Source organism: Streptomyces sp. NPDC001890, assembly GCF_042891445.1.
Lineage (GTDB): Bacteria > Actinomycetota > Actinomycetes > Streptomycetales > Streptomycetaceae > Streptomyces.
In genome coordinates, this window is record NZ_JBIATE010000036.1 from 1 (window position 1) to 13,017 (window position 13,017).

A 13,017-nucleotide genomic window follows, 5' to 3' on the forward strand; every position below is an offset into this window, starting at 1 on the left:
CGCTACCGCGACCGCCGCGCGGTCGCCCGCCGCAAATCTGACCACCTGGACGCCATGGTCCTGGCCAACGTGTTGCGGACCGACGCCTCGGCCCACCGGCAGTTGCCGCGTGATTCCGAACTGGCCCAAGCCATTGGGGTCCTGGCCCGCGCCCAGCAGGACGCCGTCTGGGACCGGACCCAGGCCGGCAACAAACTCCGCTCCCATCTGCACGAATACTTCCCCGCCGCCCTGGAGGCCTTCAGCACTCGCGAGGGGCTGTGCGTCCCCGCGGCCCTGGTCATTCTGGCTGCCGCCCCCACTCCGGGGCAGGCCGCCAAGCTGACCCGCACCCAGTTACGGGCACTGCTGAAGAAGGCTGGCCGCCAGCGCGGCATCGACGCGGAGGCCGAGCGGTTGCGCGAGTTCTTCCGACGCCCCCACATGCGTCAACTGCCGCTGGTGGAGGAGGCAATGGGCCGCCAGACCGTCACGCTGGTGCGCAAACTGGAGATTGCCTGCACCAGCGCAGACGACCTCGCCGCAGCAGCGGTGGAGTCTTTCGACAAGCACCCGGACGCACAGATCATCACCAGCTTTCCAGGGCTCGGGTCACTCACCGGAGCCCGGGTGCTCGCCGAGATCGGCGACGACCGATCCCGTTTCACCGACGCCAAGGGCCTCAAAGCCTACGCCGGGGCCGCGCCGGTCACCCGGGCGTCCGGCAAGAGCGTGGCGGTCATGGCCCGCCGGGTCAAGAACCAGCGCCTGGCCGCCGTCGGCTACGTCTGGGCCTTCGCCGCCCTGACCGCCTCACCCGGCGCCAGAGCCCACTACGACCGCCGAAAAGAAACCGGCGACCGGCACACCGCCGCACAGAGAAATCTCTTCAACCGCTTCCTGGGATGTCTCCATCACTGCCTCACCAGCCGAACCGACTACGACGAATCAGCGGCCTTCCCTACTCCCACCGAACCCGTTCTCACCGGGGCCGCTTGACAGATCAACCGCATCGGATGTCTGTCGACCGGGGCAAGTACGGGTCGAAGATCCATCTGATCACCGAGCGGACCGGTCTGCCCCTGTCCGTCGGCATCTCCGGCGCCAACGTCCACGACAGCCAGGCCCTGATCCCGCTCGTGAAGGGCATACCGCCCATCAGATCCCGGCGGGGCCCACGTCGGCGCAGGCCCGCAAAGCTCCACGCCGACAAGGGCTACGACTACACCCAACTGCGGCGATGGTTACGCGAGCGCGGCATTACCCACCGCATCGCCCGCAAAGGAGTCGAGTCCTCGCAACGGCTGGGCCGCCACCGCTGGACCATCGAACGCACCATGGCCTGGCTCGCCGGATGCCGCCGCCTCCACCGCCGCTACGAACGCAAAGCCGACCACTTCCTCGCCTTCACCAGCATCGCCTGCACCCTCATCTGCTACCGCAGACTCACCAAATGAGATGACTTCTAAGACCGTGTCCTATGTGGTGATCGCTCGTTGGGCTGTTCATGGGGCGGGATACGTGGAGTTGGATTGTTCCGGACGGGCTGTGGGAGATCGCGAAGCCGTTGATCCCGCCGTCGAGGGTGCGTCCGCAGGGCGGCGGGACGCAGGACACGCCTGATGAGACGCTGTTCGCGGCGATCGTCTATGTGCTGGTGAGCGGGTGTGCCTGGCGGGCTCTGCCGCCGTGTTTCGGGGTCTCGAAGTCGACTGCTCACCGGCGTTTCGTCATCTGGTCCAGGGCTGGTGTCTGGGGCCGGTTGCACGAGGCGGTGCTCGACCGCATCGACGAGTGCGGCTTGCTCGACGTGACCCGCGTGGTCCTGGACTCCGCCCACGTACGGGCCAAAAAGGGGGCGAACTCACAGGCCCGAGCCCCGTGGACCGGGGTAAACCGGGTTCCAAGATGCACGTCCTGTCGGACGCGACCGGACTGCCCCTGGTCGTCGGCATCTCCGCCGCCAACACCCACGACAGCCACGGCCTGAAGCCCATGGTGGCCGGTCTCCAAACGAGACACGACCCCCACCGCGGCTGGCACTACAAACCCGGCAAGCTTCACGCCGACAAGGCATACGATATCCCCGACCTGCGGAAATGGCTCCGCGGAAAACGTATCGGCGTCCGCATAGCCCGCAAAGGAATCGAATCCAGCGAACGGCTCGGACGCCGAAGGTGGGTCATCGAACGCACCATGTCGTGGCTGACCGGCTACCGCCGACTCAACCACCGCTACGAACGCCACCCCCGCAACTACCTGGCCTTCCTAGGCCTCGCCGCCACCCTCTGCTGCTACAAACGACTGGTCCGACTCACCACATAGGACACGGTCTAAACCGGACTACGGGCAGCAGGCGGCGGCCTGGCCGAGCACGTAACACCGCAGGTCGATGTCGGCAGGCAGGGCGGCCGCGGTATCGCCCAGGGCTAGCGCGCCGACCGCGACGATGAAGGTCCGGTTCACCGCGTCGGAGCCCTTCTTCGTCTGCGGGGCCTGGAAGAGGGCGTAACGGCCGGTGAGGTACGTCTCGAGGGTGAGACCAGGGTCGGCCAGGGTTTCGAGGGCTGCGGCAAAGAGGGCCTGGCTGTCCTGCGGGGCGGGGGTGGCGGTGTAGATTGGGTTGCCGCCCGTCTCCATCCGGGAGACATCGATTCCTCGGGCCGCGACCCGGGCGGTCAGTTCCTCGGCGATGGCACGGGCGGCTTGGCCCCTCACGATCCGGTTGCCGGGGATCCGGCGGCTGTCCGGCAGAACCACCCAGTCCTGGAGCACGTCGCCGCCGGCGTCGTATGGACGGGTGGCGCGGGACAAAAAAAGAAAGACCAGCCATACCTACCCATGAAGGCGCAGGATTACGAATGCTCAGCTCGTCGGCTGAGCTTGTGAGATGGCTGGTCTCACAACTAGTTAAGCACACCTTCCGCGCCGGCTGTCAAACCGCAGGCCCGCAACCCCCTCGTTGTAGGTTCTCGAATCCCGTGTCATTTTCTTCGCCGCAGTCTCAACCCGGTGTCATGTCGCAGGTCAGCGGCTCGCATCGAACAGGTGAGCTGAGGAAATGGCACGGATTCTGAGAACGCGGCGGCCGACATCGCGTGAGACGCCGCGAGAACGCCCAGGTCACAGGCCCGGCAGATGACACGGGCCGCGAGAACCTACACTCGCTCGTGCCCCAGCCCTGAGCGACGCCATACCGCACACGCCTGGCGAATGACCAGTTCCCGCCGGATGGGATGCGGAACGAAGAATCCGCGCCCCTCGCACTCACCCCTTGGACCGCAGCCCGGTTTCGGCTTGTTGACCGGTGGATCACGACGCAGCCTGCCAGGAGTCCACTGTCCTCATCCGAAACGGAGCCGACCATGGCCGAGCCCGGAAATACCACGGTCACCTGGGCCGAACGCATGGAGCTCCTCAAGGACTCGGCGCAGCAGCGGGTTCTGAATGCGCCGATGCCCATCGCGGCCATGGAGCAACTCCTCGCGGATGGCAAAGCTGACGTCCTCGGGCAGTTCGAAGGCAGCCCGGTACGCTACATGGACCGTTGGTGGCGGGCAAACGAACTGGCATGGGTGGCCCTCGACGAATCCGCATCTGCCCAACTCGACCTCCATGCCGAGCGCTACCGGGCCGCGACCGCGGCAACCCTGCCCACAGCCGCACCTCCCGACGCGGACACCGGGCTCGCCGAAGTACCGCCCGCCAAGCCCGAAGCGGGGGCCGCGTGAACAATGACCAGTACGGGGCCCCGCAGCACGAGCTCAACGTCCTCAGCAGCCTCCTGCGCGACAGCTCCGCGGTAAACCAACTCGTCGACTGGAACCGTCCGGACCCCCAGTACTGGCTCCTCCCCGACCACTTCAAGAGCGAATGGGCCGGCGCCGCCTACACGGCACTCCTGTCCGGCGGACTCAGTGACATCGAGCAACGCTTGCAAGCCTTCCCCAACGCCGATCGCGCGACGGTCATCGCGGATGCCGTCATGGCCAGAATGGCGGTCCCCTACCAACAGCGGGCTGCAGTGGGCGATCTCAGCGCGCAGTCGGCACTGAACGACTCGGCGTACTGGGCTGCCGTCCACAGCGCCGTCCGCGAAATGGCACAGCCCAGCTGGCCGGCCAACACAGAGCACGCACGACACGACGCCTACGTCACGACCCGCGCAGCTCAGCACCCCTCCACGACTGAAAATGTCCCCTTCGAGTTGTCCCGCGGACGCGGCAACGAAAGCGACGCGCTGATGAAGGAACTGGCGGTAATCGGCGCCATCCTCAACAACCCGGACCGCGCTCAACAGTTCTGGTACATCCCCTCGTCCCCCGACGCATCGCCCTACTGGCTCCAACCCCAGGACTTCGGTGACCCCTCGACCGCCGAGATCTGGGATGCACTGGTCACCGGGCCCGACCCAGCGATCGCGCTGCCGGCAGCCAGAGACCCCCAGCTCACGCCGGAGCAGCGAGCCGCGGCGATGATCCAGCACATCACCACGCGGCTGGTCTACAACGACCACCACCGCTCCACCGGCGACCCGGAGGCCAAGGCACGCCTGGACGCCAATGCGAACCAGCGCATCGGCATGTACCTCGCCAGGGCGAGCGCTCCGGACTACAGCCCCAACCCCGACAACGCCGCCGAGTACGCGGTCACCTTCATCCTTGAGCCGAGCATTCCCGCCGCCGTCGAGGACCTGGCAGGACGCGTCCGCGACTACGGACTGTCCGATGCATCCCTGGGCCGGATAGCACTCGAACTCAGCACCAACGAGTACGCCCTTGACCAACTCGCCGAACGCCTCGACGCGGCGCCCCGCACCCTCGCCGGCTACAGCACACCCGACCGGACCGTCGAGCCCGCACCCGAACAGAGCGAGGGACCGAGCTACACCTCCCAGCCAACCGAGCGCCGCGTACTGATCTCCCTCATGCAGAATCCAAGCCAGCTGCACCGGGACGGCCCCATCCGGTCCTTGGCCGAACAGGACTTCACCAAACCCGAGTACCGGTACCTCTTCAAGGCCATCCAGTCACTGCCACCGAATGCCGCCCAGGACCCCTGGCTCCTGACCAACCAGGCCCACCAACTGGCCCGATACGACGGCGCCCCGCCACTGAAGTTCGAGGAGCTCAGCAACATCGGCTACGCCGCGCGCACGGAGCGAGTACCCGAGGCCAGCCAAGGGGCCGGCCACCTTGTCACCATGACGGTGCGCCGCACCGCACGCGACGCCAGCACAGCCGTCCAAGCGGCCGCACAGAAGACGCTCGACCCGCGCGCGCTCATCGACCAGAGCCGCCAGCAGTTCCATCAAGCCACCCGCGAGGCACACCGCTATCACGATCAGTCCGTGCCAGGCCCCACCCCGTACGGCGCGCAACAGGCGAACGTCGCGTGACCGGGGCGGGCACACCCAAGGGAGCCATCCGTGACTGCTGATGAGGTCCATGGGCGGCCGCCGGGCGGTGACGCCGCCCGGCGCCCCGAAGACAACGTCCAGAAGGCCATCGAGTGGTTCACCACGGACCGCTCTCGCACCCGCCAGGTCATCGAGTATCCCGACGGCCCGGTAGCGCCAGGGCAACTCCTCGACTCAGCCCGCTTCGACGTACAGGTCAACGGCCTCCTGAACGGCACACCAGCCGAACAGGCCCAGGCCCTCGCGCACGCCCAGGCCGAGTGGCTCATCCGGTGGATGCCGCGCGACCACACCCCGCTGTCCCTCGACAGCGCACAACAGGCCGGCCGGGCCTGGGGAATCCTGATCACCTCCGACACCGAGGCCCTGCCCGACCAGGACGTGCTGACCGAAGTGGCCACGCGAACCGGGATCTCCCGGCGCGCCGCGGACGAGATCAGCACCCAGGCCCAAAGCACCAGTGCCGCCTACAACCGGGCCGACCTCCTCTTCCCGTACGACAACGCAACGGAGGAAGTCCTCACCGACGACTGGAACCGGCTCGCCGCCTGCGGCCCCGAACTCCCAGACGCAGCCGAGCGGGCCCAGGACGTCCTGGACCTGCTCACCGCCCGCGTCCGTGCCGAGGGATACAGCTGGATGGGCGCCGCAGCGCAACACGCCGCAGAGGTCTACGCCAGCGTCATCCGCGCGCAGCCGCTCCTGGCCTCCGCCGCCGCGGTCATCCCCAGCCGGGACCAACCCGACACCGAAGACGACCAAGCCCGCCTCGTCAAGCTCAACCAGCAAGGCCACCTCACCGCCGCAGCCACCGCAGCCGCCCGGGCCCGGGCCGTACAGGATTGGGCCACCCCAGACAACGCGGCCGAACCGGACCGCACCCGAACAGTAGAAGCAGCTGCTCCCGGGACGCGCACTCTGCTCCACCTGAACGAGACGCTCGCCGCACTCGATCCGGTCGACAGCCCCACCGCCTTCACCGCACTGGACCCGCAACGCGTCGCCCAAGTCGTCAAGGCGATAGGCCAACTCTCGACCAACATGAGCACGATCCTGCGCATGGCCAGCACGCTGCCCGCGACGACAGGAGAGCAGCCCACCCCTCAACGCCCTCGACACCAGCACCCGCCCAACCCTGGCCAGCGCCCCGGCGGCAACACACCCAGGGCCGGGCCCTGAGCGACTGAACGACCTCACCCGCGGAACCCTCCACCAGGTCCACAGAGCCGCGGCGGGTGACCACGCGCTCCCATCCGCCCTGCCTGGCCGCGAGCAGATTCGCAACCACCACCGCCAAACGCTTGACGGCGGCTGCGGCCGAGCCGGCGGGGCGTGACAGCTGGTGCAGGTCGTTCCGAAGGTCCGTGGGCAAGCCCGCGAAGACGGTGAGGGCGGCGATGCCCTCGGCGCGAAGGACGTCGCGAACAGCGGCAAGCTGGTGCTGCTCGTAGCCGAGGCTCTCTTCCATGTGCGCGGTCGCCAGCGCGATGGGGATGGTGCCGAGACCGCGGAGGTGGGCCCGCAGAAACCGCGCCGCCACGGCCAGGTTGCCGGGCTGGATGCTCTCTTCGACCAGGTGCCGCCGGTGCGTGAGAGAGGCGCTATGGGGCGGGCGTCAGCGGCTGCCCACCGGGCGTGGTGTCCGTGTTCCTGCCACACCTGGTCGCCCTACCGGTTGATGGCGAGCGCGGCGGACTCGCGCGGGTCCTGAGTGGAGATCCACCCGCCGACGACGCTGCGGTGAGCACCGCCGCGCCGCCACGGGAGTCCCCGTGCCGGTGAAAGGGCGGAGCTGTGGCGCTAGGTCACCGCTTCCGCACTGTTGGTCCGCCGGCCTGTGCCCGGCCAGCGGCCAGACACCCCGCGCAACAGGACGGCCCCGCATTCCTTGCCCTCCACACCACTCGAACTGGAGCCTCCACCTCCGCCCCGTCTCGAAGGACCAGGGCGTCGGACTGCTGCAGGGCCCTTGGCAGCGCAACCTCCGCCTGGCCACGGTCCGGATCGATCTGGCCGACGGCCCCCGCCTCAACGCCCGGCACCGTGACACCGATGAGGCCGCCGTCATCGCCGCAGCCGGGCGGGCGAGCGGCATCGACGCCCACTGACCCGGCAGACCGCACGGCCCCGGGCGCCTTCTTCATCCCCGCTGCCCGCTCGCTGATGCAACCATTTGACTGACCTGCGAGGGGCGACGATTCTCCCTGGAATAGCCGGTACCTAGGGGAGGGAACCCGATGACCGACCAGACTGACGCGCAGCACCCCGACGAGCCCGAGGGCGGCGCCGAGCAGGCCCCGGCGCCGACGCCGGTGCCCGCCCAGAGCGAGAAGAAGGCACAACGCCCGTCCCAGCGGCCGGACGTGTCCTACACTCCCGTGTCCAACGGCATGGACTACCTGGTAAGCGTCTTCCAGCACCTGACCGAAGGCGAGAAGCCGCCCGGCGCCCGCGACCTCAAGTACACGGTGCTCCACCTCCAGGCGGCCACCGAGGTACTGCTCAAGGCCCGGCTCGCGCAGGAACACTTCAGCCTCATCTTCCAGAACCCGGCCGAGGCATCCCACGAGACCTGGGAGAGCGGCAAGTTCAAGAGCTGCGGCACCCTGGACGCCTTCGACCGCCTGCGCAACATCGCCCGCCTGGACCTCGATGCAAATGACCGGAAGCGCATCAAGGAGCTCGGGGAGAGCCGCAACGCCCTCCAGCACTACGGCCTGACGCACAACGCGTACGCCATCGAGTCCCGCGCGGCAAGGGTGCTCGAATTCCTGATCACGTTCATCCACCAGCACCTCATCCCAGGACTCGACCCCGCCGAAGCCCGGGGCGTCGAGAGAGACATGGACTCGTTCCGCTTGCAGCTCAAGGGCATTGAGACGCTGGTCAAGCAGCGCATGAACAACCTCCGGAGCGACCTGGCCAAGGTCGCCGACGTGACGGTGAAGTGCCCGGACTGCGAGCAGTGGGCCATGGTCGCCTACGACAGCAAGGACGAGGGTCCTAGCTGCCTGTTCTGCCATCAGGTGTGGCCGGACAATCCGGAGTCCGCCGCCGTCAACTACGCATGGATCATCCTGGGCCAGGACGAGCATTCTGATTTCCAGGACGGCGGCGATCCGCCGGTAGTCGACTGTCCGGAGTGCGGGGTATGCGCCCTCGTGCCGGACGCGGTGACCGCGGCAGGCCAGCCCGGGGCGACGCCCCTGTGCTTCTCGTGCGGCACCGTCTTCAAGCACTTGATCGACTGTGAAGGCGGCTGCGGGTCTGTCCTCGACATAGCCCCCGATGACGACTCGATCCCCATGTGCTCGGACTGCATCGACATCCGGTACGCCCGCTTCTGAGCCCGCACTCCGTAACCTGATCCACTTGAGAGGCAGTGCCATGAGTACTGGATACAGCCCGCAAGGCCATAGGCCGGAGCCGACGACGGCCTCCGCCACCGGCTCTCCCATCTCGCCGACCGAGGGCCCTGGCGGACATGAGCACCCGAACCACGGCACTGCGGTCACCCGTCTGTACCCAGTCCTCCCGAAGCTGCCGCGAAGTGACCAGTAGCTCACAGGACGGAGACGGCCCCCGGCCGGGAAACGCACGATCGGGGGCCGTATACGCAACGGCCACTCTCGCCCGGAGCGTCCGGGCTACGCGAGCGGGGCGTTCGCGTCGGTGAGGTCTTCGACCACGCCGGAGTCGAGCTCCGCGGCGCGATCCCGCAGGCGCATCTGCTGCACGGGGGTCAGGCCGAGCTCGTCGTCGAAGACGAGGCGCTCGAGGGCTGCAGCGACGTAGCCGGGCGCAGCTGCTGCCAGGACCTGGCGCATGGCCTCGCCGACAACGTCTACCGCGGGCAGTCCAGCGGAGTAGTGCGCGGCGATGCCGTATGTCTCGGACGCCCGCGTGTTGATCCGCTCCAGAGCGGCCTGCACGTTGGTGTCACCCTGGTCGGCACGCAGGACGAGGTCCACTTGGTCGCGGCCGTTGAGGGCAGCGGTCACCGGCCGGAGACCAGACTCAGTCGGCAGCTCGGGGGCAGCCTCCTGCACCATCTCGGCGGCCGGGGTGTCCTTGGGCCTGCGTCGCAGCTTCTCCTTGAAGCGGCGCGCCCCGTCCTTGAGGTACGGGGTGGCGACCTCCACGGCGGCGACCGTCACGGTTCGAGCGACTTTCATCGCAATGTCGGTGGCGCAGTTGACGAGGACCGGCCTCGGGCGGCGACAGCAGCGGCCGCCCGCAAGGTGGCAGCCCTCGAAGTCGAGAACCGCATGCTCCTGGAACAGAACGCCGCCCTACAACGAACGATTCACGAAGTCCAGACCGAGCTACGCACTCTACGCGCCAACAACCTGGGTGCCCGCCTCCGCGACGGCCTGAACGCCCGCGCGCTGCGCGACACGGAGCTGGAGGAATTGCGCGAGCAATGAGACGCCGCACTCGCAGCAGCCCGCAGAGCGGAAAGCGCCATGCAGGCACTGCGCAACGTCAACCAGCGGCTGGTGGTGGAGAACAGTCGACTGATCGCAGCAGATGCTCCAGGACCAGCCTAGGGGGCAAGGGAGACCTCAGCCAGGCCAACGCGTCTGACGCCTGGCCCCGGAGCGCTGCGGTGCGGGTGGATTCTCAAGGCTCTGTGCCCTGGCGCGAGGGCGCACCGTCACCGGCCACGAATCACTTCTGAGTAATGCGCCGGTGACCGCAACTCGTTGAGGGGTCTGGAGAGGTGCTGAATGTGATCCTCACCGGACCCGAGTGCATACCGAGCGCCTGAGCGTGGTCAGCCGACGGCGGTTCACTCCGGCTCGTCGCTCTGCGGCAGCCGACGGGTCTGCTCCAGCAACAGTTTCACCTGCTTAGCCAGTTCCTGCGGCACAGTGGGCAGGAGGAACGAGTTCAGAGCCTGGTCCCGCTGCGCCCGCATGACGTCGACGACTCGCTCCTTCTGCCGCAAGTTCCGGTGCGCCTCCATCGCCTGGTGCGTCTCGACCATCAGTTCGGTGAGCGACTCCGGCAGGTCGACCGGAACCACCTGATGTCCCTGCTGGGCCAGGGCGCCGACGTCGAACGCCGCCACGGTCTTGTCCACGCCTCCGCGGACGAGCCCGCGCGCCACTACAGGGGGCTGCGTGTGCGAGGACGGGCCGCTCGCCACAGCGACCGGGATCGGAACGGGCTGGATGTGGTTCTCGGTGAGCATCCGCACGGCTTCTTCGCGGCCGGCCTGGTCAAGCTTCGCGGGCAGCTTGCCCGCGTCGGCCGCGGCCTTTACTCGCTGCAGCGCCTTCTGGTAGCCACAGCCGGTCGAGCGATTCAGCGCGCGGGCGATCCGCTCTTGGTTGGTGGTGTTGCGGGAGGACGGGGCCATCGCTTCTCCTTCATCGCGTCCTGGCGTTGCAGTTCGTCCCACCACGAGCATGGCCAGGGTGCACGGTTTGGAAGAGGGCACCGGTCGTCGCTCGCACCCGCGCGGCAGCACGGTTCACCGGTATTCCGGGGGTGGGCCCAGGTCGGCGCGCACAAGCGAGGTGCGCTACGTCGAGCATAGCGGTCGAGGGAGACCCTCATACCTACGCGCCTGTGACTCAGCTCGTCGACCCACAGGTGAAGTGTGCCGTGAACTGCTGCGACAGACTCTCCCGGTTCGTAGAACCAGCCTTCTGTGAATCGCCTCTGAGCATCGACCGACTCGTACCGTTCGCGGGGAGGCGATCCAGTGAGGCGAGTCATGCATCCGCTCGTTGATGTACTCGTGCACAGGGCGCCGCTCATTCCGAGCGCATGTCTCTCAAAGCCACCCCGGTATCCGGCAAGCAGCGCGTTGCGCTGGACAGCCTGCGGGGGGCTGTTCTCTGTTGCGGCAGGGTGGCAGCATCGCTCACTGGACGAGACAAGATCGCGGCTTGGGGGGCACGGTGCAGGACAGGAGCGGCGGCGGTCTGTCCGTCGTTCGAAGAACACCCACCCTGGGGGATCGGTGACCGGTTCGACAGGTACGGACTCGGCGCTCAAGCGCGCCCGGCTGGCCCAGAACCTGACGCAAGAGGAGGCGGCCGACCAGCTGAACGCCATCACGGGTGGCGCGACGGACGCTAGTCTCCGGGCCGGGCACCGCACGCAGGCGCTGCATCGCACCGCGGCGTTCGCCCGCACACGCCGCGCCGCCCTGTGGCCGGTGCTCGGGCAGGCCGCCCGCACGCAGCGCACCACCTACCCCCAGGCCTCGCCGCACTGGCCGACACGCTCAACGCCGGGGACGATCACACCGCCCAGTCCGGTCCCGGGACGTCGGCGGCGCAGATGCTCGCCTGGTGCGGGAGCGGCACCGCCACGGCCTGGCTCACCCGCGCCGGCCGCGCGGCGGTCGCCGACCTGGTCACCGCCCGCGCCCAGACCGCCCCGCCGGGCACCACCCCCGGCGCCCTCCACGAGCGGCTCGCCCTGGAGCTGATGGGCGACGGCCACGCCACCTTCGACCAGATCAGCCGCCGGCAGTGGGGCCTGCCCGTCCACGCCCCGCTCCTGGACAACCTCGTCGTGGACGCCTGCCACGCGATCCCCGGCTACGCACGCACCCAGCCCGGCGACTTCAAGCCCCTGGCCCGCGCAGCCTTCACCGGCCACGTCCCCGACTACCTGCTGCACCGGCGCACCAAGACCGCCTTCACCAGCAGCCTGTTTGCCGGACTGCGCGCCAACGCCCCGGCCCTGCGCCGCATCCTCGCCCACTCCCTCCTCGCCCGGGCCGGCCTCCTCGATGCTACGAGGGCGCTGGCCTCCCTGGACAGCGCCGCCCGCGGTGAAGGCGCCCCTCTGGCCGCGCTGCATGCCCTGATCGTGACCGAGCTGTGGCTCGCCACGCTGCCCATCGACCGCAGCACGTGGTGGGAGCAGACCACCGCCCCCGCACAGGAGGTCACCCCGTGAGTACGCGTCCCGGCGTCTACACTGCACCCAGCCCCGATGGCATTGCCCTGATGGACATCCGCGCCGGACGCGGGCGGTGGCGCTTTCTCGATCCGGTCGGCGCCCGCCTGTGGCAGAAGATCACCGACGGCGCGACCGCGGCCACGGCCATCGACGACCTCACCGCCTACTGGCGCAGCAAGGGCGCCGACCCCGCCCAAGTCCGCACCGACCTCACCGCCCTCGCCGCCGACCTGGAACGCACCGACCTCCTCCACTCCACGGCTCCCGCAGCACCGCCCGGCCGCACCGAGATCCGGTTCGCCACCCCGGTCTCCGTCAGTGGCCCCCAGCAACTGGCCGGGTACGTCGTCCTGTTCGCCACGCTCCTCCTGCTCCGCCATCGCGGGAGCCCGCGCGGCGACCCGCCTGCCGGGACGCGCCGCCCTGCCCCAGGAAGCGGAAGCCGCCTTCACCGCCGTACGCCGCGCCGCCCGTCTCTGGCCCGGCCGCACCGCCTGCCTGGAGGAATCCCTGGCCACACACTTCGCGGCCGCACTCACCGGGCACCGCGTGCGCTGGGTGATCGGAGCCCGCTTCATCCCCCAAGGGGCCCACGCCTGGATCGAAGCCGGCACCGCGATCATCGGTCAGGACGAGACCGACCGCGTCTGGCCCTACGTACCCGCCCTCCAGGTGGAACGCTCGAACTGAAA

13 protein-coding genes and 1 pseudogene are annotated in these 13,017 nt (G+C 68.7%); 11 read left to right on the plus strand and 3 right to left on the minus strand.

What is annotated here, in order from left to right; all coding sequences use genetic code 11:
* From ACFYY1_RS38915 to ACFYY1_RS38925, 3 genes and pseudogenes are all read left to right on the plus strand, one after another.
* Positions 1–978, plus strand: a 978-nt coding sequence (locus ACFYY1_RS38915) for a transposase (RefSeq protein WP_388594324.1), incomplete at its 5' end; no start/stop codon positions are given.
* A pseudogene (locus ACFYY1_RS38920) lies at positions 957–1,436 on the plus strand (IS5 family transposase); the annotation flags it as partial. The gene ACFYY1_RS38915 and the pseudogene ACFYY1_RS38920, both read left to right, overlap by 22 nt.
* Positions 1,437–1,486: 50 nt before the next feature.
* Positions 1,487–2,304, plus strand: a protein-coding gene (locus ACFYY1_RS38925; protein ID WP_388594326.1) for an IS5 family transposase whose coding sequence is annotated in 2 segments (ribosomal slippage) — positions 1,487–1,829 and positions 1,829–2,304 — 819 coding nt in all. Because the reading frame shifts where the segments join, the coding sequence is not laid out codon by codon here.
* A gap of 18 nt (positions 2,305–2,322) precedes the next feature.
* Here the strand turns inward: ACFYY1_RS38925 and ACFYY1_RS38930 are convergent.
* Complete coding sequence (locus ACFYY1_RS38930) at positions 2,323–2,793, minus strand: hypothetical protein (protein WP_388594328.1); 471 nt, start codon at positions 2,791–2,793, stop codon at positions 2,323–2,325.
* A 551-nt stretch (positions 2,794–3,344) separates the two neighbouring features.
* Between ACFYY1_RS38930 and ACFYY1_RS38935 the strand changes: the two genes are divergently transcribed.
* From ACFYY1_RS38935 to ACFYY1_RS38955, 5 genes are all read left to right on the plus strand, one after another.
* Entirely contained in the window at positions 3,345–3,710 is a 366-nt protein-coding gene (locus ACFYY1_RS38935; RefSeq protein ID WP_388594331.1) for a hypothetical protein, read from the plus strand.
* Positions 3,707–5,377 (plus strand): hypothetical protein, encoded by a 1,671-nt coding sequence (locus ACFYY1_RS38940; protein WP_388594333.1) that lies wholly within the window; start codon positions 3,707–3,709, stop codon positions 5,375–5,377. Before ACFYY1_RS38935 ends, ACFYY1_RS38940 begins: the two co-directional genes overlap by 4 nt.
* Positions 5,378–5,407: 30 nt before the next feature.
* Positions 5,408–6,577 carry a hypothetical protein gene (locus tag ACFYY1_RS38945; RefSeq protein WP_388594336.1) on the plus strand — a complete coding sequence of 390 codons (1,170 nt, stop codon included), beginning with the start codon at positions 5,408–5,410 and terminating at the stop codon, positions 6,575–6,577.
* 599 nt (positions 6,578–7,176) lie between these two features.
* A complete protein-coding gene (locus ACFYY1_RS38950; protein WP_388594463.1) occupies positions 7,177–7,506 on the plus strand; it encodes a PH domain-containing protein in 330 nt (109 codons plus the stop codon).
* A gap of 129 nt (positions 7,507–7,635) precedes the next feature.
* On the plus strand, positions 7,636–8,745 hold the full coding sequence (locus ACFYY1_RS38955) for a hypothetical protein (protein ID WP_388594339.1): 1,110 nt from the start codon (positions 7,636–7,638) through the stop codon (positions 8,743–8,745).
* Positions 8,746–9,045: 300 nt separating this feature from the next.
* On the opposite strand, the gene ACFYY1_RS38960 is transcribed toward ACFYY1_RS38955, so the two are convergent.
* Positions 9,046–9,573 (minus strand): hypothetical protein, encoded by a 528-nt coding sequence (locus ACFYY1_RS38960; protein ID WP_388594342.1) that lies wholly within the window; start codon positions 9,571–9,573, stop codon positions 9,046–9,048.
* 66 nt (positions 9,574–9,639) lie between these two features.
* Between ACFYY1_RS38960 and ACFYY1_RS38965 the strand changes: the two genes are divergently transcribed.
* Entirely contained in the window at positions 9,640–9,825 is a 186-nt protein-coding gene (locus ACFYY1_RS38965) for a hypothetical protein (RefSeq protein ID WP_388594344.1), read from the plus strand.
* A 365-nt stretch (positions 9,826–10,190) separates the two neighbouring features.
* Here the strand turns inward: ACFYY1_RS38965 and ACFYY1_RS38970 are convergent, their stop codons facing one another.
* A complete protein-coding gene (locus ACFYY1_RS38970) occupies positions 10,191–10,763 on the minus strand; it encodes a hypothetical protein (protein ID WP_388594346.1) in 573 nt (190 codons plus the stop codon).
* A gap of 800 nt (positions 10,764–11,563) precedes the next feature.
* On the opposite strand from ACFYY1_RS38970, the gene ACFYY1_RS38975 reads away from it, so the two are divergent.
* Positions 11,564–12,322, plus strand: coding sequence for an asparagine synthase-related protein (locus tag ACFYY1_RS38975; RefSeq protein WP_388594349.1), 759 nt, complete (start codon positions 11,564–11,566; stop codon positions 12,320–12,322).
* A gap of 321 nt (positions 12,323–12,643) precedes the next feature.
* Complete coding sequence (locus ACFYY1_RS38980; protein WP_388594352.1) at positions 12,644–13,015, plus strand: lasso peptide biosynthesis B2 protein; 372 nt, start codon at positions 12,644–12,646, stop codon at positions 13,013–13,015.
* The last annotated feature ends 2 nt before the right edge of the window (positions 13,016–13,017 follow it).

What these genes read in the sequence shown, in the direction of transcription:
- ACFYY1_RS38960 (WP_388594342.1), bottom strand. Translation starts at nt 9,573, where the DNA reads ATGAAAGTCGCTCGAACCGTGACGGTCGCCGCCGTGGAGGTCGCCACC.
- ACFYY1_RS38935 (WP_388594331.1), top strand. Translation starts at nt 3,345, where the DNA reads ATGGCCGAGCCCGGAAATACCACGGTCACCTGGGCCGAACGCATGGAG.
- ACFYY1_RS38970 (WP_388594346.1), bottom strand. Translation starts at nt 10,763, where the DNA reads ATGGCCCCGTCCTCCCGCAACACCACCAACCAAGAGCGGATCGCCCGC.
- ACFYY1_RS38955 (WP_388594339.1), top strand. Translation starts at nt 7,636, where the DNA reads ATGACCGACCAGACTGACGCGCAGCACCCCGACGAGCCCGAGGGCGGC.